The 20,508-nt window shown below is 64.4% G+C and carries 15 protein-coding genes; 8 read left to right on the top strand and 7 right to left on the bottom strand.

Translation table 11 applies throughout. The features are described from left to right. Window positions 1-38 precede the first annotated feature (38 nt). Window positions 39-2,840 carry a [protein-PII] uridylyltransferase gene (locus QAZ47_RS00975; RefSeq protein WP_278232181.1) on the bottom strand — a complete coding sequence of 934 codons (2,802 nt, stop codon included), beginning with the start codon at window positions 2,838-2,840 and terminating at the stop codon, window positions 39-41. Window positions 2,841-3,029: 189 nt separating this feature from the next. On the opposite strand from QAZ47_RS00975, the gene QAZ47_RS00970 reads away from it, so the two are divergent. The 4 genes from QAZ47_RS00970 to QAZ47_RS00955 all read left to right on the top strand — a co-directional run bounded on the left by QAZ47_RS00970 (window position 3,030) and on the right by QAZ47_RS00955 (window position 7,813). After that, window positions 3,030-5,540 (top strand): heavy metal translocating P-type ATPase, encoded by a 2,511-nt coding sequence (locus QAZ47_RS00970; RefSeq protein WP_278232180.1) that lies wholly within the window; start codon window positions 3,030-3,032, stop codon window positions 5,538-5,540. A 44-nt stretch (window positions 5,541-5,584) separates the two neighbouring features. Next, the gene (locus QAZ47_RS00965) at window positions 5,585-5,974 is read left to right on the top strand and encodes a DUF305 domain-containing protein (RefSeq protein WP_278205087.1); all 390 of its coding nucleotides are present in this window, start codon (window positions 5,585-5,587) and stop codon (window positions 5,972-5,974) included. Window positions 5,975-6,115: 141 nt separating this feature from the next. Next, a complete protein-coding gene (locus QAZ47_RS00960) occupies window positions 6,116-6,961 on the top strand; it encodes an aldo/keto reductase (RefSeq protein ID WP_278232179.1) in 846 nt (281 codons plus the stop codon). 192 nt (window positions 6,962-7,153) lie between these two features. Beyond that, the gene (locus tag QAZ47_RS00955; protein WP_278232178.1) at window positions 7,154-7,813 is read left to right on the top strand and encodes an MBL fold metallo-hydrolase; all 660 of its coding nucleotides are present in this window, start codon (window positions 7,154-7,156) and stop codon (window positions 7,811-7,813) included. 9 nt (window positions 7,814-7,822) lie between these two features. On the opposite strand, the gene QAZ47_RS00950 is transcribed toward QAZ47_RS00955, so the two are convergent. The 3 genes from QAZ47_RS00950 to QAZ47_RS00940 form a co-directional block, all read right to left on the bottom strand. Further along, window positions 7,823-8,392 (bottom strand): TetR/AcrR family transcriptional regulator, encoded by a 570-nt coding sequence (locus QAZ47_RS00950; protein WP_278232177.1) that lies wholly within the window; start codon window positions 8,390-8,392, stop codon window positions 7,823-7,825. A 64-nt stretch (window positions 8,393-8,456) separates the two neighbouring features. Then, window positions 8,457-8,921: a nuclear transport factor 2 family protein gene (locus QAZ47_RS00945; RefSeq protein ID WP_278232176.1), complete on the bottom strand. Its 465-nt coding sequence runs from the start codon at window positions 8,919-8,921 to the stop codon at window positions 8,457-8,459. Between the two features lie 101 nt (window positions 8,922-9,022). Next, window positions 9,023-9,613 carry a TetR/AcrR family transcriptional regulator gene (locus QAZ47_RS00940; protein ID WP_278232175.1) on the bottom strand — a complete coding sequence of 197 codons (591 nt, stop codon included), beginning with the start codon at window positions 9,611-9,613 and terminating at the stop codon, window positions 9,023-9,025. 81 nt (window positions 9,614-9,694) lie between these two features. Here QAZ47_RS00940 and QAZ47_RS00935 point away from each other — a divergent pair, with 81 nt between their 5' ends. Together QAZ47_RS00935 and QAZ47_RS00930 are read left to right on the top strand one after the other, a co-directional pair. Beyond that, on the top strand, window positions 9,695-10,693 hold the full coding sequence (locus QAZ47_RS00935) for a DUF3313 domain-containing protein (protein WP_278232174.1): 999 nt from the start codon (window positions 9,695-9,697) through the stop codon (window positions 10,691-10,693). Between the two features lie 31 nt (window positions 10,694-10,724). Then, window positions 10,725-11,354, top strand: coding sequence for an isoprenylcysteine carboxylmethyltransferase family protein (locus QAZ47_RS00930; RefSeq protein ID WP_278232173.1), 630 nt, complete (start codon window positions 10,725-10,727; stop codon window positions 11,352-11,354). Here the strand turns inward: QAZ47_RS00930 and mutS are convergent, their stop codons facing one another. Beyond that, on the bottom strand, window positions 11,355-14,090 hold the full coding sequence (mutS, locus tag QAZ47_RS00925; protein WP_278232172.1) for a DNA mismatch repair protein MutS: 2,736 nt from the start codon (window positions 14,088-14,090) through the stop codon (window positions 11,355-11,357). Between the two features lie 231 nt (window positions 14,091-14,321). On the opposite strand from mutS, the gene QAZ47_RS00920 reads away from it, so the two are divergent. Continuing rightward, the gene (locus QAZ47_RS00920) at window positions 14,322-16,601 is read left to right on the top strand and encodes an NADP-dependent malic enzyme (RefSeq protein WP_278205080.1); all 2,280 of its coding nucleotides are present in this window, start codon (window positions 14,322-14,324) and stop codon (window positions 16,599-16,601) included. A gap of 71 nt (window positions 16,602-16,672) precedes the next feature. Here QAZ47_RS00920 and QAZ47_RS00915 read toward each other — a convergent pair whose 3' ends face one another. Continuing rightward, a complete protein-coding gene (locus QAZ47_RS00915; RefSeq protein ID WP_278205079.1) occupies window positions 16,673-17,803 on the bottom strand; it encodes a porin in 1,131 nt (376 codons plus the stop codon). A 383-nt stretch (window positions 17,804-18,186) separates the two neighbouring features. After that, on the bottom strand, window positions 18,187-18,891 hold the full coding sequence (locus QAZ47_RS00910; protein WP_278232171.1) for an antitoxin Xre/MbcA/ParS toxin-binding domain-containing protein: 705 nt from the start codon (window positions 18,889-18,891) through the stop codon (window positions 18,187-18,189). A gap of 510 nt (window positions 18,892-19,401) precedes the next feature. Between QAZ47_RS00910 and QAZ47_RS00905 the strand changes: the two genes are divergently transcribed. Further along, window positions 19,402-20,484 (top strand): transposase, encoded by a 1,083-nt coding sequence (locus tag QAZ47_RS00905; RefSeq protein ID WP_278230985.1) that lies wholly within the window; start codon window positions 19,402-19,404, stop codon window positions 20,482-20,484. Window positions 20,485-20,508: the final 24 nt, after the last annotated feature.

Raw genomic sequence — 20,508 nt, 5'->3', positions numbered from 1 at the left:
CGGAGGATGACTGCCTGCGGAATTGCGTCAAATGCATGTCACTCGGCCGCCGCCTTGGTCTTGCCGTTGCGTTCGGGCGCGTTGCCTTCGAGCGTATCGATCAGCCGCTTGTGGATGGTGGCCGTGCGCGTCGGGCTGTCGATCTTCTGGCCGGTGAGGTCGGTGACATAGAAGGTGTCGATGACCTTCTCGCCGAAGGTGGTGATGTGCGCGGAGGCAATGTCGAGCGACAGGTCGGAGAGCGTCCCGGTGATTTCTGACAGCAGGCCAGGCCGGTCCAGTCCCTCGACCTCGATCACGGAAAAGCGGTTCGACAGCGTGTTGCGGATCTCGGCGCGCGGCGGAATGCGGAAGGCCTTGGCGCCGCGCTTCGGCTTGGTGCGCTTCTCGATCATCTCCGGCAGCCAGCTCTTGCCTGACAGCACGTCCTCGATCAGCTTGCCGACGCGCTCGGCACGCCGGCGCTCATCCTCGTCGCGGTCGAATTCCCGGCTGATCAAGATGGTATCCAGCGCGCGCCCATCGGAGGTGGTGAAGATCTGCGCGTCGACGATGTTGCCGCCGGCTGCGGCACACGCGCCGGCAATCACCGAAAGCAGGCGCGGATGGTCGGGCGCCAGAACCGTCACCTCGGTCACCGCCTCGAACTCATGCGTCTTCACCATGGTGGCGAGCTTCTTGCCGGCCGCATCCGCCTCGCGGACGAATTCGGCGTGCCGCAACTGGTCGGGCAGGTCGACGGTGAGCAGATAATTTTCGTAATGCAGCGCGACATAGCGCTTGCGCTCTTTCGCCGGCCAGGCGGCCAGCGCCTCGGCCAGCCGCTCGCGCGCCGCCGCGGTGCGCTCGGCCCGCGATACCTCGGAAAAGCCGCCGGTCAAAAGCAGCTCGGTCTCGAAATAGAGCGTGCGCAGCAACTGCCCCTTCCAGCCGTTCCACACGCCCGGTCCGACGCCTCTGATGTCGCAGACGGTGAGGACCAGGAGCAGCTTCAGCCGCTCGACGGACTGCACGATCGAAGCAAAGTCCTCGATCGTCTTGCGGTCGTTGAGGTCGCGCGTCTGCGCCGTCATCGACATCACCAGATGGTTCTCGACCAGCCAGGCGACGGTCTCGGTGTCGGCGGCCGACAGTCCCATATGCGGGCAGATGCGCCGCGCGATCCTGGCGCCGGCTTCCGAATGATCCTCCGGCCGGCCTTTGGCGATGTCGTGCAGCAGCACCGCGACATAGAGCGCCTCGCGGCTCTTCTTCAATCCCGGCATCAGCGAGTGGGCTAGCGGATGCACCTTGGCGCCGTCGCCGCGCTCGATCTCTGCCAGCACGCCGATGCAGCGGATGAGATGCTCGTCCACTGTATAATGGTGGTACATCGAGAACTGCATCATGGCGACGATCTTGCCGAAATCAGGGATCAGCCTGCCGAGCAGTCCCGCCTCGTTCATGCGCCTGAGGTTGAGCTCTGCATTGCGGTCCGAGGTCAGGATATCGAGGAACAGCCGGTTGGCCTCCTCGTCGCGCCTGAGCGACTTGTTGACCAGGCCGAGCGAGCGGGTGAGCAGCTTCAGCGCGTCGGGATGGAACTCCAGCCCATGCTTGTCGGCGAACCAGAACAGGCGGAGCAGGTTGACCGGATCGCGCTCGAACACCATGTCGTCGGCGATGTTGATGCGGTGGTTGTCGACAATGAAGTCGGACGTGCCGGCGAGCTTGCGCTTGCGCCGCGAGAAGGTGAGGAAGATGCGGTTGAAGCCCGGCACGTGCTTGGCCTGCTCTTCCTCGAGCGCGGCGCAGAAGATGCGGGTAAGGTCGCCGACATCCTTGGCGACCAGGAAGTAGTGCTTCATGAAGCGCTCGACCGCCGACAGGCCGGGATGGGTCGTGTAGCCGAGCCGCTCGGCGATCTCGCGCTGGATATCGAAATGCAGCCGCTCTTCCGCCTTGCCTGTGAGGAAGTGCATGTGGCAGCGCACCGCCCAGAGGAAATCCTCGGCCTTCTGGAATTCGCGATATTCGGCCTCGGTGAAGACGCCTTTCTCGACCAGTTCCTCGCCGGTGCGCACGCGGTAGAAATATTTGCCGATCCAGAACAATGTCTGCAGGTCGCGCAACCCGCCCTTGCCGTCCTTGATGTTGGGCTCGACCAGATAGCGGCTCTCGCCCGCCTTGGCGTGGCGCTCGTCGCGTTCGGCGAGCTTGGCCTGCACATATTCCGGCCCGGTGGTGCGCACCACTTCGTGGTCGAAGCGGGTGAGCAATTCCTCGTACAGCTTGTGCTCGCCGCACAGGAAGCGCGCTTCCAGGATCGAAGTGCGGATGGTGATGTCGGTGCGCGACAGCCTCAGGCATTCCTCGATGTTGCGGGTGGCGTGGCCCACCTTCAGCCCCATGTCCCACAGCATGTAGAGCATGTATTCGACGATCTGCTCGCCCCACGGCGTCTGCTTGTAGGGAAGCAGGAACAACAGGTCGATGTCGGAGCCCGGCGCCAGCGTGCCGCGCCCGTAGCCGCCGACCGCCACGACCGCCATGCGCTCGGCCGCGGAGCGGTTCTTGACCCGGTAGACATGCGTGGCGGCGAAGTCGTAGAGCGCCCGGATCAGCTCATCCATCAGATGCGACAGCCGCTCGGCGCAGGCATTGCCGCCGCCATCCTCCTTGAGCATCGCCTCGGCGATCTTTCGTCCCTCGCCAAGCCTGCCCTTGAGCAGCTGCAGGACGGCCGTGCGCGTGGTCTTGCTTGAGCCGTCGCCGGCGCTCGCCGCCGTCAGCGCGGTCAGGTCGCGCCGCAAGGCGTCGCCGTCGATGATTTCGTCGAGTTTCAGGGAGATCTTTGCCATTCGGCGGCGTCTATAGCGCGTTTTCCCGGCGCTGTGTATGGGGCGGCGGCCGTGTTTCCAAAGGCTTACATTTGATGCAGCGCAAGGCCGGGCGACCGGAATTTCCGAAAATCGATTCTGGCCCTTGACCTTCCAGTAACTGGAAGGACTACCTCCGCCTCAATTTCGAGACTTCCGAGGTATTTGCTCATGACCCATTCCGACCATCACCACCATCATGCGCACGGTGCATCCTGCTGTTCCGCAAAGGATACCGCGCCTGCCGCCGAAGCGGTGATTCGCGATCCGGTCTGCGGCATGACGGTCGATCCGGCCGCCGGCAAGCCGGCGGCCGAGCACGGCGGCCGGACCTTTCATTTTTGCAGCGAGCGCTGCCGCACGAAGTTTGAAGCCGAGCCGGACAAATACCTGACGGCAACCGATCCCGTTTGCGGCATGAATGTCGACCGCGCGAGCGCCAGGCATTTCGTCCGCCACGAAGGGCAGGGCTTCTATTTCTGTTCAGGCAGCTGCAAGGGCAAATTCGAGGCCGAGCCGGCAAAATACCTCGCCGGCCGGCCAGCGCCGGAGCCGATGCCGAAGGGCACGCAATACACCTGCCCGATGCATCCCGAGATCATCCGCGACAAGCCCGGCTCCTGCCCGATCTGCGGCATGGCGCTGGAGCCGATGGGCGTGCCGACCGGCGATGAGGGTCCGAACCCGGAGCTGGTGGATTTCACGCGGCGCTTTTGGATAAGCGCGGTGTTGTCCGTGCCTTTGCTTGTCTTCGCCATGGCGCCGATGCTGGGTGTCAGTTTCGAAAGCTTCATCGATGGCCGGACGAAGACATGGGCGGAACTGGCGCTGGCAAGCCCGGTGGTGCTGTGGGCGGCGTTTCCGTTCTTCCATCGCGGCTGGGACTCGATCCTGAACCGCAGCCCCAATATGTGGACGCTGATCTCGCTCGGCGTCGGCGCCGCCTATCTCTACAGCGTGGTCGCCGTGCTGTTCCCCGACATCTTCCCGCATCAGTTCCGCGGCCATGATGGCACCGTGCCGGTCTATTTCGAAGCCGCCGCCGTCATCGTCGCGCTGGTGTTCCTCGGCCAGGTGCTGGAATTGCGCGCCCGCGAGCGCACGGGATCGGCCATCCGCGCCCTGCTTGACCTCGCTCCGAAGACGGCGCGCCTGATCGGCGCCGACGGGTCCGAAAAGGACGTTCCGCTGGACAGCGTCAACACCGGCGACAAGCTCCGCATCCGCCCTGGTGACGCCGTCCCGGTCGACGGCATCGTGCTGGAAGGACGCTCGTCGATCGACGAATCGATGATCACCGGCGAGCCGCTTCCGGTGGAAAAGACGGAAGGCGATCCTCTGACCGGCGGCACGCTCAACAAGAACGGCTCGCTGGTCATGCGCGCCGAGAAGGTCGGCGCCGAGACCACGCTGTCGCGCATCGTCGAGATGGTCGCCAAGGCGCAGCGTTCGCGCGCGCCGATCCAGGGGCTGGCCGACCGCGTGTCCTTCTATTTCGTCCCGGCCGTGGTGCTGGTGGCCGTCGTTGCCTTCATCGCCTGGGCGGTCTATGGGCCCGAGCCCAGCCTGATCTTCGCCATCGTCTCGGCGGTGTCGGTGCTGATCATCGCCTGCCCCTGCGCGCTGGGGCTTGCCACGCCGATGTCCATCATGACAGCGACCGGGCGTGGCGCGCATGCCGGCGTGCTGATCAAGGAAGCTGCGGCGCTGGAGCGTTTCGCTTCGGTCGACACGCTGATCGTCGACAAGACCGGCACCTTGACCGAGGGCAGGCCGCGTCTGACGGACGTGGTCGCGGTCGAGGGCATCGATGAGGATGATCTGCTGTCGCTTGCCGCCACCCTCGAAAAAGGCTCTGAACACCCGCTCGCCGAGGCGATCGTCGAGGGTGCCGCCGAACGCGGCGTCAAGCTTGCCGATGCCGAAAACTTCGAGGCAATCACCGGCAAGGGCGTTGCCGGCACGGTATCCGGCAAAAAGGTCGCGCTCGGCAATGCGGCGATGATGGCCGACCTTGCCATCGACACCGCTCCGGTATCCGCCAAGGCGGAAACGCTGCAGGCCGAAGGCAAGACGGCGATGTTCGTTGCCGCCGACGGCAAGCTCGCCGGCCTCGTCGCCGTCGCCGATCCGGTCAAGGCCACCACGGCCGAAGCGATCAAGGCGCTGCACGACAAGGGCCTGAGGATCATCATGGCGACCGGCGACAACGAGCGCACGGCAAAAGCGATCGCCGGCAGGCTCGGCATCGACGAGGTGCGTGCCGGCCTGCTGCCGGACGAAAAGGGCGCGCTGGTCGACGAGCTGCGCGCTCACGGCGCGGGCGTCGCCATGGCTGGCGACGGCGTCAATGACGCCCCGGCGTTGGCCGGCGCCGATGTCGGCATCGCCATGGGCACCGGCGCCGACGTCGCGGTCGAAAGCGCCGGCATCACGCTGGTCAAGGGCGACCTCAACGGCATCGTCAGGGCTCGCACGCTGGCCCAGGCGACGATCCGCAACATCCGCCAGAACCTGTTCTTCGCCTTCCTTTACAACGTGCTCGGCGTGCCGGTCGCCGCCGGCGTGCTCTATCCGCTCACCGGCACGCTGCTCTCGCCGATGATCGCGGCGGCGGCGATGAGCCTGTCGTCCGTCTCCGTCATTTCCAACGCCTTGCGGCTGAGAACATTGAAACTCTGAGCGAAGCTCCCAGATACGAAAATCCAATCGCAAAGGAGACCTGAATGACCCTGGCCAAGAAGATCGTGCTGCTGCTGATGGCGGCGGGAATGCTGCTCGCGGTGTTCCTCGAAAGCGTTCCGGCGCGGACCGAGGAGATGAAGCACGACATGTCGGGCATGGCGATGGGCGCGGATAGCCCCGCCACCGCCGGCTACAAGGCGGCGATGGACAAGATGCACGGCGACATGATGATCGAGTACACCGGCAATGCCGATGTCGACTTCGTGCGCGGCATGATCCCGCACCATCAGGGTGCGATCGACATGGCCAAGGTGGTGATCGCCAACGGCAAGGACCCGGAGATCCGCAAGCTCGCCGAGGGTGTCGTCAAGGCGCAGGAAGCCGAGATCAAAGAGATGCAGGACTGGCTTGCCAAGCATCCCGTGAAGTGATCGCTCCGCTCCGGTATCCGGACGAAGCGAGGACTTCGGTCTGGATTTGCAGGCATGGTTGTGCTGCGATCCGGCTTCACGCGGAGCAAGCCCCCCATGTCTTCCAAGCCCATGTCTTCCAAGCCAATCTCTTCCAAGTCCATGTCTTCTGAAATCAGAACCACCACCCTACCGTCCGGCGAAGCCGTTCCGGTGCTCGGTCAAGGCACATGGAAGATGGGTGAGGATCGGCGCCGCCGCGCCGATGAGGTCGCGGCGCTGAAGCTCGGGCTGGACCTCGGCGTCACGCTCGTCGATACGGCGGAGATGTATGCCGGCGGCGGTGCCGAGGAGGTGGTGGCGGAGGCCATCGCCGGGCGTCGCGACGAGACTTTTCTGGTGTCCAAGGTGCTGCCGACCAATGCCTCGCGCGCCGGCGTGAAGCGGGCCTGCGAGAACAGTCTGAGGCGACTGGCGACCGACCGCATCGATCTCTATCTGCTGCATTGGCCGGGCAGCGTGCCGCTGTCGGAAACGGTCGAGGCCTTCGAGGCCTTGAAGGCGGCCGGCAAGATCCGCCACTGGGGCGTCAGCAATTTCGACACCGACGAGATGGAGGAACTGGTCGGCCTGCCCTCGGGCGCCAACGTCCAGACCAACCAGATCCTCTACAACCTCTCGCGCCGCGGCCCGGAATTCGACCTCGCGCCCTGGAGTCTCAAGCGCGGCATCCCGCTGATGGCCTATTCGCCGGTCGAGCAGGGCGCCCTGGCGCGCAACGCCAGGCTAGACGCCGTGGCCGGCCGCCACAACGCCACGGCCGCGCAGGTCGCGCTTGCCTGGGTGATGGCCCAGAAAGGCGTCATCGCCATCCCGAAGGCCAGCCGCCAGGAGCATGTCCGCCAGAACGCCGCCGCGCTCGATATCGCTCTGACGGCGGAAGACCTTGCCGAGCTCGACCGCGCCTTCCCGCCGCCGACGCGCAAGCGCGGCCTGGAGATGATCTAACGAAACCGCACTTCGGATTTTGCGACTGAACCGGAGCACGCATTGGAACGAATTTCAGCCGGACCTCGTCACACAGCCTATAGAATCGGCGACATGACCGTCACGTCGCTGCGCGACGGCCATGTCGACATGCCGGTCCGGCGACTGCGCCAGCCGGGAGACAAGCCCTTCGGCGACGATCTTCCCTCGCAGGTGCCGCTCTTCGACGGCGCCTTGAGATTGTCGGTCAATGCCTTTGCCATTGACGACGGCCACGAAATCGCGCTCATCGACACGGGATCCTCGAATGCTTGGCATCCGACGATGGGCTTTTTGCCGCGGGCGCTGAGCGAGGCGAAGATCGCCGTCGACCGGATACGCACGGTTGCCTTTACACACACGCATCTCGACCATATCCACGGGCTCATCCGTCCGGATGGCCGGGACGGCTTCCCGCAGCTCGCCCGCTTGCTTGTCCCTCGGCCTGAACTCGACATGTTCCGGTCGGTAGCGAGGTTGAGCCGCTTCCATGATCGGGCAGAGCCTTTGGACCCTGGCCAGCGCCTGAGCGCGAACATCGAGGCGATCGCCGCTCCCGGCCATGAAATCGGCCATACCTGCTTTCGCGTCACGAGCGGCGGCGAAACATTGTTGGTCTGGGGCGACCTCGTGCATGTGCCGTCGCTTCAGTTCGATCGGCCGGAGGTAGCATGGGAGTTCGACGCCAACCAGGACCAGGCGCGGACAACCCGGCTGCGCATCCTGGATCTTGCGGCGGACAGCGCCTGGTGCGTCGCAGGAGCACATCTCGATTCGCCGGGCGTAGGCAAGGTTTCCCGAACCGAAACAGGTTTCCGTTTCGAACCCTTGTAGGGTGCTTGGCTAGACCTCGGCCGGCAGCCCGAGCCGCACCCGCAGCCGCCGCAAGGCCCTTGAGAATACATCGAGGTCATTGGCGGCCCGGGCAAGCGTAAGTGCGCCCTGGATGGCGGCGACGGCTTCCTCGGCAAGCTCGCTGGCCTCGCCCGGTCGGAGTCCGGATCGCGCGAGCGCTTCGGCGAGACGCGCGACCCAGCGGCCGAAATAGTCCCTTATTTGGCCGGTGAAGAGGTCGCGCGATTCATCCAGCGCGAAGGCGCCGATAAGGCAAACGCGCCGTCCCGAGCGGAAATAGCTGTCCGTCGCTTCGAGCATGTGCCCGATCCCGGCCCGCGGATCGGCGCTGTCGCGCAACGGCGCAAAGACATTGTCCTCGAACCAGCCATTGATATGGGCAATGACGGCCCTCGCCATCTCCTCCTTACCGCCGGGAAAGAAGTGATAGAGGCTTCCCTTGCCCAGCCTCGTCGCCTCGCCGATCAAGGCCAGGCTGGCGCCCTCATAGCCATGGTCACGGAAAACCTCGGCCACGATCCCCAGCAACTGGTCGCGATCTGGAGCGATGCGCCGCATGCTTAGCGTTCTTGTTTGAGCATGATCTTTTCCAAAACCGCTACACACTTTTTGGGATCATGCTCTAAAGCCCGAGTTCCGAAAGACCGGGATGGTCGTCCGGCCGACGGCCGAGCGGCCAATGATATTTCCGCTCACGCTCCGTGATCGGCAGGTCGTTGATGCTCGCCACGCGGCGGCGCATCAGCCCGGCCTCGTCGAATTCCCAGTTCTCGTTGCCGTAGGAGCGGAACCAGTGGCCGCTGTCGTCGCGCCATTCATAGGCGAAGCGCACGGCGATGCGGTTTTCGTTCCAGGTCCACACTTCCTTGATCAGGCGATAGTCCAGCTCGCGCGCCCATTTGCGCTTGAGGAAGCCGACGATCTGGCCGCGGCCTGAGATGAACTCCGCCCGGTTACGCCAGACGCTGTCCTCGGTGTAGGCGAGCGAAACCCGCTCCGGGTCGCGGCTGTTCCAGGCATCTTCCGCGAGCCGCGCCTTTTGTGCTGCCGTTTCGGCCGTGAAGGGCGGCAATGGCGGACGGCTCATGAGATCTCCTGTCGGTTTTGATCGTCGATAACGACATCGTACCGAACGGTACAATGAGTCAACACAGCTTGTGTTCTTTGCGACGTCTCAGGCGGCTGGACTTATCGAATCCCGGATTTCAGTTTTTCAAACGCATCCCGGACATATCCTTCCAGCGGGCGCCTGGCGTGTTGCTGCTGCCATGTTTCCACGGCCAGGCGCAACGCGACGACCGCCACCAAGGAGACCAGTCGCAGGCCGTCGCGGGCTTGGTCTGGCTGCAACTCGCATAACCCGTCGAAAATGGCTTGCTCGAACTGCAGGTAGCCCGTGTGCCTGCGCGAGCGCAGCGTCTTGCTTTCCCGCATGATCTTGGCCGTCGCCATCATTTGTGATCCCTGGAAGCTGCCGATAATACTGAGCAATGCGTCGCGGGCGATGTCGATCGCCGTTCCCGTGGGTGGCTCGGCAAGGATCGATGCTTTGACCACGCTTGCGTGGTTGCCCAAGGACGCAAACAGCACCTCGTCCTTGCTTTTGAAATAGTGGAAGAACGTCCGGCGCGAGATGCCGGCGGCAGCAGCTATCTCGTCAAGCGTGGTCGCGTCGTAGCCATTGGCCAGGAAAGCCTTCAGGCCGGCGTCGGCGATGCGGCGGGACGTTTCCCGCCGCTTCCGCTCGCGCAGGCCTTCTGGTTTTGGCGCATCGTTCATGGAGTGCTCCTGCCATGACCGTTGCCCGGATGCGACAAGAAATTTGGCGCATATTCAAGCCCGTCATCACACCTCGCCATAATGGCGCCATCAATTTATTGCACTGAGTGCAATTATTGGCGCTCCCCAACACGCCCCGCCGGGCGCACCCATGCAGAGGCATCCATGGCAGCTTGCTTGCGTTCCCGTCGCGAGGCTCACATCGATCGCGGCCCGGCCGATCCGCGCGCGTGCCGCGCGGACCACCGCATCATATGGCCGTTTGTGCTGGTCTTGAGCACGCTTGCGGTCGGCTGCGCGTCCGCACCGCTGGATCAGGTAGGCTCACTGCAATCCTATGACGAGTTGAAACCGTCGGACGGTTTGTTAGCCCGCTCACTAATGCGGGTGAGCAAGGACGACGTGCTTGCGGCAAAAACCGTTCGGATCATTCCGACGGGCTTTTCGCAGCCCGCCGCCGGAAAATCGACATTGACGTCGGCGCAGCGCGGCCTGATCACGAATGCCGTCGACAGGACCCTTTGCTCCGGCCTGAGCCAGCGCTTTCAAGTGGTCGCCCTGACCGAGCCGGCCGACCTGACGGTCCACGCGATGGTAACGCATGCGGCGCCGACGAATGCGCTGGCGGCAGGCGTTTCGAAACTCGCGTCCACGGCGGTTTCCGTCGCGCTGCCTGAAATGCACGTTCCGGTTCCGCGCCTGCCGATCGGCTTGGGCAGCCTGTCGCTTGAAGCCGAAGCGATCGCTGACAACGGCAAGCAGGCGGCAGCCATGATCTGGGGGCGCGGCGCGAACGCCCTGCTGGATTCCGGCCGGGTCGCCCGGGAGGGCGACGCCTACGACCTGGCGGCGAAGTTCGGCCACGATTTCAGCAAGCTCCTGGTCACCGGCGAGAGGCCCTTCGGCAAGCTGCCGTCGCTGCCGATGAGGGCGGAATTGCGCGCCATGGTCGGCGGCGGGCCGAAATATCCGGCCTGCAACGTATTCGGCAAATCGCCCGGACTGGTCGGCTTCCTCGGCGATCGGATGGGATTGCCGCCGGCCTGGACCGACAAGGGAGCCGCGCTGCGCGACGACTGAGGCGATGACGTAAATGCACGAGAAGTCCCCGATGCCGCTTTCCGCGACGGCTTTTCAACAGGGCAGAAGGATGCGTTTCCTTTGGCTGGTTGTTCCCGTCATCCTGACGCCGGCTCTGCTTGCGGAGAGTGGGTGGCCGCAAGGCAGCGCCTTTCGCCAAATGCTGGAATTTGTGGGTACCATGCTGATCTTCATCTGTATCGGCGGCCGCTGCTGGGCATCGCTGTATGTTGGCGGACGCAAGAACCGTGAACTCGTCACAACCGGCCCCTACGCCTATACGCGCAACCCGCTTTATTTCTTCTCGGCCCTTGGACTGGCCGGCGTCGGGCTGACATTCGGGTCGCTGATCCTTTCGGCGTTTCTCTTTGGCTTCACCTATCTGGTCTTTTCCTATGTCGCGGCGCGCGAAGCGGTCGCGCTGGACGCCATCTTTGGCGAGGCCTATTGGCGCTATTGTCGAAGCGTGCCGCCCTTCTTTCCCCGTCTGTGGCGCGATGACGACGATGTCTTGGGCCCGTCTCCCGTCACCTTCGACTCAGTGGCGCTGAGGCGGACCGCCATTGACAGTTCTTACTTCCTTGTGGCGATACTGGCGGTCGAATTGCTCGGCTGGCTCCAGTCGGCAAGGCTGGTGACGCCGATGTTCCGATTGTTTTGATTACCGGTCGGCCAGGCCCTTTAGCCGATACAGCGCCTCCAGCGCCTCGCGCGGCGTCATCTCGTCCGGATTGATCGCTCCGAGCGCTTCGCCCAGCGCGTCGTTCTTAGCCGGCTTAGGCGCTTCGCGTTTCACCGCCACGGAAAACAGCGGCAGGTCGTCGACCAGCCGGTTGGCCTTGCCCGAGACCTCGCCTTCCTCCAACTGGTGCAGCACTTGCCTGGCGCGTGCCACCACCGCTTCCGGCAGGCCGGCGAGCCGTGCCACCTGCACGCCATAGGAGCGGTCGGCTGCGCCCTTGCCGACCTCGTGCAGGAAGACGACGTCGCCTTCCCATTCCTTGACCCGCATGGTGACGTTGGAGAGCCGCGACAGCTTGCCGGCCAGCGCCGTCATCTCGTGGAAATGGGTGGCGAAGATCGCCCGGCAGCGGTTCTTCTCGTGCAGATATTCGACCGCCGCCCAGGCGATCGACAGTCCGTCGAAGGTAGCGGTGCCGCGGCCGATCTCGTCGAGGATGACCAGCGCCCGCTCGCCCGCCTGGTTGAGGATCGCCGCCGTCTCGACCATCTCGACCATGAAGGTCGAGCGGCCGCGCGCCAGATCGTCCGAAGCGCCGACGCGCGAGAACAGCCGGTCGACGACGCCGATATGGGCGCTCTCGGCCGGGACGAAGGAGCCGGTCTGGGCAAGGATGGTGATCAGCGCGTTTTGCCTGAGGAACGTCGACTTGCCGCCCATGTTCGGACCGGTGAGCAGCCAGATGGCGCCCGCCTTCGCGCCGCCTTCCGGCGAGAGGTCGCAGTCATTGGCGACGAATGGCCCCTCGCCGGAACGCCTGAGCGCCTGTTCCACGACCGGATGCCGCCCGCCGGAAATCTCGAAGGCGAGGCTGGCATCGACCGCCGGTCGGCACCAGCCTTCGCTCTCGGAAAGCAGTGCCAGCGCCGACGACACGTCGAGCACGGCGAGCGCCTCGGCGCCGGCGCGGATGCTGTCCGCCTCGCCGACCACCTCCGCCGTCAGTCGGTCGAACGCGGCAAGCTCGATGCCGAGCGCCCGGTCGGCGGCATTGGCGATCTTCGATTCCAGCTCGGCCAGTTCCGTCGTCGTGAAGCGCATGGCGTTGGCCATGGTCTGGCGATGGATGAAGCGCGCCTTGGCCGCATCGCTGCCGGTCATGATCGAGTGATGGTTGGCCGTCACCTCGATATAGTAGCCGAGCACGTTGTTGTGCCGGATCTTCAGCGAGCGGATGCCGGTCTCCTCGATCAGCGAGCGCTCCAGCCCGGCGATCACTTTTCGCGACTCGTCGCGCAGCGCCCGCATCTCGTCCAGTTCGGCATGATAACCGGAGCGCACGAAGCCGCCGTCGCGCTTGATGAGCGGCAGCTCGTCGTCGAGTGCTTCGCTGAGATGGCGGGCCGGCGCCTCGGGCAAGGCCTTGATCGCCGCGAGCGCCGCAGCGAGCTCTGCGGGCAGGTCCGTCGCCGCGAACAGCCCGGCAATCGCCGCCGCCGCCTCGAAGCCGGCGCGCAGCCCGCCGAGGTCGCGGGGGCCACCGCGGTTGAGCGCCAGCCGGGATAGCGCTCGCGGCATGTCGGCGACGCTTTTCAGGTTCGCACGCAAGCCTTGGCAAAGCTGCGTCTCGGCCCGGAAGAACGAGACCGAATCCAGTCTTGCCGCGATCGCCGCCGGATCGGTCAGCGGCGCCATCAGCCGGTCGGCAAGCAGCCTTGCGCCGCCGCCGGTCACCGTGCGGTCGATCGCCTTGAACAGCGAGCCGTCGCGGCTGCCTGACAGCGTGCGCAGGAGTTCCAGATTGGCGCGTGTCGCCGGATCGATGAACAGCGTCGAGCCGCTCTCCTCGCGCTCGGGGCGCGACAGCGGCGGCCGCTCGGCCTTCTGCGTCTTCTCGACATAGGCGATGGCGCCCGAGATCGCCGACAGCTCGGCGCGCGAGAAGGTGCCGAAACTGTCCGGCGTCGCCACATCGAAGAAGCGGGCGATGCGGCCCGTGGCCGACGCCGAATCGAACAGCGACGGCGGCTGCGGGTTGGCGACCCGTCCGAGCACGTCGAAGACCGGCCGCAGCTCCGGGTCGTGGAACACCGGCTCGGCGACGATCAGCTCGCGCGGATCGACGCGAAAGATGTCGGCAAGCAGCCGCTCCGCCGTCGTCTCGGCGACGCGGAAAGCGCCGGTCGAGATGTCGATCCAGGCCAGCGCGAAACTGCCCTGGCTGGCCGCATTGCCGCCCTTCACCCGCCCCAGCGCCATCAGAAAGCTCGATTCAGAGGGCGCGAGCAGCTTGTCCTCGGTGATGGTGCCGGGCGTGACCAGCCGCACCACGTCGCGGCGCACCACCGATTTCGAGCCGCGTTTCTTGGCTTCGGCCGGATCCTCGATCTGTTCGCACACCGCAACGCGAAAGCCTTGCGCGATCAGCTTCTGCAGATAGTCGTCCGCCGCATGCACCGGCACGCCGCACATTGGAATGTCGTGGCCCTGGTGCTTGCCGCGCCGGGTCAAAACGATGCCGAGCGCCTGGCTCGCCTTCTCGGCGTCGTCGAAGAACAGCTCGTAGAAATCGCCCATGCGGTAGAAGAGCAGCGAATCCGGGTTCGCCGCCTTGATCTCGATATACTGCTCCATCATCGGCGTGACGGTGCCCATGGCGGGCGCCGGCGTCGTCGTTTCCTGCGCGTCGGGGTCGGTCGGCATGTGCATGTTCATGCCGGAACGCTAGCAGATGTGACGACGCGGTTTAATGCCAGGCGCTCGAAAAGCAGGGGAAACCGCGAGCCTGCTGCCAATTGAGCCTCGGCAATCCCTGGGCCCGTGCGCCTTGAAGCAGCTTCGCCGGGCTTGTCGGTTTACAGTGGCCGCGTGTAGCCTTAATTCGGGAATCCATAAGAAAGCACCCGTCCCAAGCGGTGCCGCACAGGCGAGGAAATCAAGAGCATCATGGCCAGGAAAACCGAAAACAGCGGGCCCTCCGTCAGCGCGCAGGAGGCGCTCGAATTCCACGCCATGGGGCGGCCAGGCAAGCTGGAGATCGTCGCCACCAAGCCGATGGCCACCCAGCGCGATCTCAGCCTCGCCTATTCGCCGGGCGTCGCCGTTCCCGTGCGCGCCATCGCCGAGGATCCGAGCCGCGCCTTCGATTATACCGCGCGCGGCAACATGGTCGCCGTCATCTCCAACGGCACTGCCATTCTCGGCCTCGGCAATCTCGGCGCGCTGGCCTCGAAGCCGGTGATGGAAGGCAAGGCGGTGCTGTTCAAGCGCTTCGCCGATGTCGATTCCATCGACCTCGAAGTGGCGACCGAGGATGCCGAGGAGTTCATCAACTGCGTGCGCTTCCTCGGGCCCTCCTTCGGCGGCATCAATCTCGAGGACATCAAGGCGCCGGAATGCTTCATCATAGAGCAGCGCCTGCGCGAGCTGATGGACATCCCGGTCTTCCATGACGACCAGCACGGCACCGCCATCATCTCTTCCGCCGGGCTGATCAACGCTCTGGAGATCACCGGCCGCGACATGAAGACCACGAAGATGGTCTGCAACGGCGCCGGCGCCGCCGGCATCGCCTGCATCGAATTGATGAAGGCGATGGGCTTTTCGCCGGAAAACATCATCCTGTGCGACACCAAGGGCGTGGTCTTCCAGGGCCGCACCGAAGGCATGAACCAGTGGAAGTCGGCGCATGCGGTCAAGACCGAGGCGCGCAGCCTGGCCGAGGCGCTGGACGGCGCCGACGTTTTCCTCGGCCTTTCCGCCAAGGGCACGCTGACACCCGCCATGGTGCAATCCATGGCCAAGAACCCGATCATCTTCGCCATGGCCAATCCCGATCCGGAGATCACGCCCGAGGAAGTGGGCGAGATCCGCACCGATGCCATCATGGCGACCGGACGATCGGATTACCCGAACCAGGTCAACAATGTCTTGGGCTTCCCCTATATCTTCCGCGGCGCGCTGGATGTCCGGGCCACCACCATCAACGACGAGATGAAGATCGCCGCCGCACGCGCGCTGGCCGAGCTTGCGCGCCAGGATGTGCCGGACGACGTGGCGGCGGCCTATCAAGGCAACCGGCCGAAATTCGGTCCCAACTACATCATTCCCGTGCCCTTCGATCCGCGGTTGATCTCGGCGATCCCGCTGGCGGTGGCCAAGGCCGCGATGGACTCGGGCGTCGCCCGCAAGCCGATCCTCGACCTCGACCGCTATGCGCAGGAGCTGTCTGCCCGCCGCGATCCGATCGCCTCGACGCTTCAGCGTATCTACGACCGGGTCCGCCGCCAGCCCAAGCGCATCGTCTTCGCCGAGGGCGAGGAGGAACAGGTGATGCGCGCCGCCGTCTCCTATGCGAACCAGAAGCTCGGCACCGCGATCCTGCTCGGCCGCGACGACGTCATCAAGGAGAACGCCCGCAACGCCGGCATCGACCTCAACAAGCAGGGCCTCGAGATCATCAATGCCAGGCTGTCGCGCCGCAACGGCATCTACACCGACTATCTCTACGAGCGCATGCAGCGGAAAGGCTTCCTGTTCCGCGACTGTCAGCGCCTGATCAACAACGACCGCAACCATTTCGCCGCCTGCATGGTGGCGCTGGGCGACGCCGACGGCATCGTCACCGGCGTGACGCGCAACTATTCCACCGCGCTCGACGACGTGCGCCGCGTCATCGACGCCAAGCCCGGCCATCGCGTCATCGGCGCCTCGATCGTGCTCGCGCGCGGCCGCACCGTGATGATCGCCGACACCGCCGTGCACGACATGCCGAATGCCGAACAGATCGCCGACATCGCCGAGGAGGCGGCTGGCTTTGCCCGCCGCATGGGCTATGAGCCCAGGCTCGCCATGCTCGCCTACTCCACCTTCGGCCACCCGCAGGGCGAGCGCTCGGAGCGGATACAGGAGGCGGTGCGCATCCTCGACAAGCGCCGCGTCGATTTCGAATATGACGGCGAGATGGCCGCCGATGTGGCGCTGAACCCTCGCGCCATGGCGCAGTATCCATTCATCAGGCTCACCGGTCCGGCCAATGTGCTGGTGATGCCGGCATTCCACTCGGCCTCGATCTCGACCAAGATGCTGCAGGAGCTCGGCGGCTCGACCGTCATCGGCCCGCTGCTGGTCGGCCTGAACAAGCCGGTCCAGATCGTCTCGCTCAACGCCAAGGATAGTGACATCGTCAACATGGCGGCGATCGCGGCCTATACGGCGGGGAATTGAACCTTCAGCCCAGACAACAAAAGGGCCCACGGCGATGCCGCGGGCCTTCCTTGTCGAGATAGCAGGTTCGATCAGAACGAGCGCTGGAAGCGGACGATGCCGCCGACGCTGTTCTTCTTGTCGGCCTTGGTCCAGTTGACGGCCGAGGTGCCGTCGCCGAAGTGACCGTAGTGATCCCAGTCGACTTCGGTCGTGATCGTGAAGCCCGGAACGATGGTGTAAGCGATGTTGGCTGCGAGCGCGTAGTTCTTGTCGTCGTCAGCCGAGGCCTGCAGGTTGAACGAGGTCTTGTCGTTGAACTTGTAGGTGCCGCCGCCCCAGACGGCCCAGTTGCCGCCCCACGGCTTGTAGAAGCCGCGGCCATGAGCGTCGATGACGTTGCCGGCGTCGTCGGTGAGGTTGTCGTCCGTGCCGTAGCCGCCCATGATGAACAGCGACAGCTCCTTGGTGACATTGACGTCCAAGCGAACCTTGCCGGCCACTTCCTCGTAGTTGCTGTCATAGGCCACGACGCCGGTGACCGCGCCCCAGTCGCCCTTGTACTTCAAGCCGCCGACGACATGCGGAACATAGCTGTCGATCGTGCCGGATATGCCTGAACCGTCCGAGCCCTCTTCGAGCGAGATCACGCCCGAGAAGCCGCTGCCGGCGTCGAAGTAGTAGCTGACGACATTGGTATCTTTGATGCCGTACGGGATGATCGTGTCCTGGATGACGTTGCCGGCGTAGCCGATGAACTGATCGTAAGGCGTTTCGTCCTTACCGACGCGCAGGCCGCCGAGCTGGATCCAGGCGAAGCTCAGCTTAGGAGTAGACGTGGGGCCGCCATTCGAGAAGTCGAATTTTGTCTCGGTATAGGTCTTCAACGTGCCGAGCTCGGTCTCCTGGCCGGTCCAGGTCTTCAGCGTGAAGCGGGCGTTCTTCTTCCAAGAGTCCTGGGCGTCACCGTCCTCATGGTCGGTAGCCGTGCGGCCGTCGAAGGAGCCGACATCGCCAACGCCAGCGTCATAGCGGACATAGCCGCCGATGCGCAGGCAGGTCTCGGTGCCGGGGATGTAGAAGTAACCCGCGCCATAGACGTCGCAGATCTTGACGTATTCGGCCGGTTCCGGCTCGGCGACGGTGACCGCGTCGGCGGCGCGGGCGCCCGAAACTGCGATCAGTGCCGCAGCGGAGCCGAGTAGAAGGCTCTTGATGTTCATTTTCTTGAATCTCCAGTCAAAGGTTCAAGACAGGCCTGACAAGCCATCCAGCTTTTGCCACCCCCGTCCCCATCGTTGAAAAAGCCGCGCACCGGCGCCGCTTCTTCGCCCTCGACATGACCCAATTGGCGGCTGCGCACAACAGAGATTATGGCTGGAAAGCGGCCGTTTCGGCTCTTGGAAAAGTCTTGTTGCGCAAATATCACGTCACATATTTGTAAGAATGGCACATCTTGCACAAAATATACGTAAGGCACGAAAATCTAAGCTGGTAAACGTGCCAGATGTGCCGTTTGCTACATTTTTATGACAGAAAGACAATCCGCTAATACTTCAGAAAGCGACGCGTTAAAAACATAGGGGGTCACGTTGGAAATCGCGGATCAGGACAAGCTGTGCGCGATGCGAACCACATCCTCGATCGTGTCCTCGCGCAGCATTTCGATGGGGATGCGGCCGCCCAGCTCGGCGGACGGGCGAGTGAGCCAGAACCAGGCCAGCCTCGGATTGGTGATCGCCGCCAATACCTCGCCTATGCCCGGAGCCGGCCTGCCGTCGACGAATTGGGCGAGCGGGAAGACATGTTTGCGGCCGCCCTTGCGGAGCGCGACCACCTCGCCGCGCCTTTGCCAGCGATGCAGCGTCGAACGGGGTATGCGCAATCTCTCTTCCAGATAGGTCGACCCGGCAACCTCGCCGGCCCAATCTTCGATGAGCATGGACTGGAGCTCGGAGGCTCGCTCGGCCAAAGGCCGGGAAGCAGGTTTGCCGGGCCCTGCCGTCGGGCTTTCGTCCACGCTTTCGGCGCCTGCCTGGTCGGCGCGCGCGATCTTTTCCGCCGTCCGGCGGAAAAACTCGGACGTCAGCTCGGTCCAGCCGCCTTTCGACGAGGCGATCGCAAGCCGTTGCGCGTGCGGCAGGAAGGGAAGGGCGGCGGCAACCGCGCCAGCCATCGCGCTGGCGGAAACCAGGGCTTCGGCATCCAGCAGGACCCCATGCTGCATCAATGCCTGCTGCACGGCCTCGGCCACGAGGCCTGCCAAAGCTTCTTGCGAAATTCCTTCAGGCGGATTCTGAAATCTGGTCATGCATCTGTCTTGCGCGCCGCGCTCTCCCCCTAGCCGCGGCTGGTTTTTGAACGGCTACAACGGCAAGCGGCAATCGCAACGGCAACAGATGCAGCGACCGTAAAGGTTGCTGTCTTGCATTTTGACACCCCAACGCTGCGGGCGTCCCGAAATGTCAGTCGCGGCAACGCCCAGATTGCCAGTAGAAGCGCTCTGTGACAGCAGCGCGACAGACGCGGGAGCGGCACCGAAGCTGCCGATCTCCCCCCTTGTGGGGGAGATGCCCGGCAGGGCAGAGGGGGGCGCGAAGGATCACTACCGAGCGATGCTCTTACGCCCCGCGCTCGCCGATTGGCGTCACGCCATGGATACCAAGTCCATGACGCACTTCTGAGTTTCGCGGCGGTGTGGGATCTTGGAGATGTTGGCGGGACAGCGCCCCCCTCTGGCCTGCCGGCCATCTCCCCCACTTGGGCATAGGCGCTAAGATAGGTGTTGCAGCGCGGAATCGGTTGTGATTCTACGCTGAGGATGACACACGAATCACTTGTTGATGACGGCTGGGCCGAGACGATTGCGCTTCTCGGCGGCGAAGAGTTGATCGCAGGAAGTGCGCGCGAGACGAAGGCGTTCCTGCGACCGCGGGGTATCCGGTCGGCGTGCGATCTGTTGCGCCTGACATTGGCTTACTGCCTTGGCAAGGTGGGCATGCGGGGCGTCGTGGCCTGGGCGGCGGCGAGCGGGATTGCCGACATCTCGGACGTGGCCTTGCTCGGCCGGCTGCGCAATGCAGGGCCGTGGCTGCAGCAGTTGATTGGGCATCTTTTGAAGCGCGAGGAAAAAGGCTTGGCCAAGGGCCGGCTGATCCGCATCCTCGATGCGACGGCGGTTGCCAAGGCCGGTGCGCATGAGAAGAAGAACAATGGCCTTTGGCGCATGCACTGCGCCTTCGAGCTTGAGCGCGAGCAGTTCGATTTCCTCGAGATCACCGACCAAAGCGAGGCCGAGCTGATCGACCGCGTGCCGGTGGTGGCGGGCGAGATCCGCATCGGCGACCGCGCCTATCTGCAGGCCGAGCGGATCGCAAGGGTCATGGCGCAAGGCGGCGACGTTGTCGTGCGCGCGTCGTGGAAGAATGCGCGATGGCTCGACGCCAACGGCAAGGCGTTCGATCTCATCGGCTACCTGGAGAGCCGCCGCGAGGAAGTCTTCGAAACGCCTGTCCGGTTGGCCCTCAAGAAGGGCGAGCCTGTGAAGATGCGCCTGATCGCCTTGCGCAAATCCGAGGCAGCGGCACAAGAAGCGCGGCGCAAAATCAACAAGGAAGCCAAGGCCAAGGGCAACAAGGTTCGACCCGAGACGCTGATTGCGGCCGGCTTCGTCATCCTTGTGACCTCGCTTGACCGGCAGGAGTTTCCCGCCGGCACGGTTCTCAAGCTCTATCGCATGCGCTGGCGCATCGAGCTCGCCTTCAAGCGTCTGAAGAGCCTGATCGGGCTGCGCGCGCCTCCCGCCAAAGACCCAAGGATCGCAAAGCCTTGGATTCTTGCCCACTTCCTCATCGCGCTTGTGACCGAACCCCTCTCGCAGGAGTTGGGTGTCTCTCCCCCTTGAGCGACGGGCGCCCGCTGCTGTGGC

The sequence above is a fragment of the Mesorhizobium sp. WSM4904 genome, assembly GCF_029674545.1.
Classification (GTDB): Bacteria; Pseudomonadota; Alphaproteobacteria; order Rhizobiales; family Rhizobiaceae; genus Mesorhizobium.
This window is presented reverse-complemented; position numbering and strand designations above follow the sequence as displayed.

Bases quoted from the DNA above. Each gene is read 5' to 3' on its own strand.
- QAZ47_RS00975 (WP_278232181.1), bottom strand. From the start codon at position 2,840: ATGGCAAAGATCTCCCTGAAACTCGACGAAATCATCGACGGCGACGCC.
- QAZ47_RS00970 (WP_278232180.1), top strand. From the start codon at position 3,030: ATGACCCATTCCGACCATCACCACCATCATGCGCACGGTGCATCCTGC.
- QAZ47_RS00965 (WP_278205087.1), top strand. From the start codon at position 5,585: ATGACCCTGGCCAAGAAGATCGTGCTGCTGCTGATGGCGGCGGGAATG.
- QAZ47_RS00960 (WP_278232179.1), top strand. From the start codon at position 6,116: ATGTCTTCTGAAATCAGAACCACCACCCTACCGTCCGGCGAAGCCGTT.
- QAZ47_RS00950 (WP_278232177.1), bottom strand. From the start codon at position 8,392: ATGCGGCGCATCGCTCCAGATCGCGACCAGTTGCTGGGGATCGTGGCC.
- QAZ47_RS00945 (WP_278232176.1), bottom strand. From the start codon at position 8,921: ATGAGCCGTCCGCCATTGCCGCCCTTCACGGCCGAAACGGCAGCACAA.
- QAZ47_RS00940 (WP_278232175.1), bottom strand. From the start codon at position 9,613: ATGAACGATGCGCCAAAACCAGAAGGCCTGCGCGAGCGGAAGCGGCGG.
- QAZ47_RS00935 (WP_278232174.1), top strand. From the start codon at position 9,695: ATGGCGCCATCAATTTATTGCACTGAGTGCAATTATTGGCGCTCCCCA.
- QAZ47_RS00930 (WP_278232173.1), top strand. From the start codon at position 10,725: ATGCCGCTTTCCGCGACGGCTTTTCAACAGGGCAGAAGGATGCGTTTC.
- mutS (WP_278232172.1), bottom strand. From the start codon at position 14,090: ATGAACATGCACATGCCGACCGACCCCGACGCGCAGGAAACGACGACG.
- QAZ47_RS00920 (WP_278205080.1), top strand. From the start codon at position 14,322: ATGGCCAGGAAAACCGAAAACAGCGGGCCCTCCGTCAGCGCGCAGGAG.
- QAZ47_RS00915 (WP_278205079.1), bottom strand. From the start codon at position 17,803: ATGAACATCAAGAGCCTTCTACTCGGCTCCGCTGCGGCACTGATCGCA.
- QAZ47_RS00910 (WP_278232171.1), bottom strand. From the start codon at position 18,891: ATGACCAGATTTCAGAATCCGCCTGAAGGAATTTCGCAAGAAGCTTTG.
- QAZ47_RS00905 (WP_278230985.1), top strand. From the start codon at position 19,402: ATGACACACGAATCACTTGTTGATGACGGCTGGGCCGAGACGATTGCG.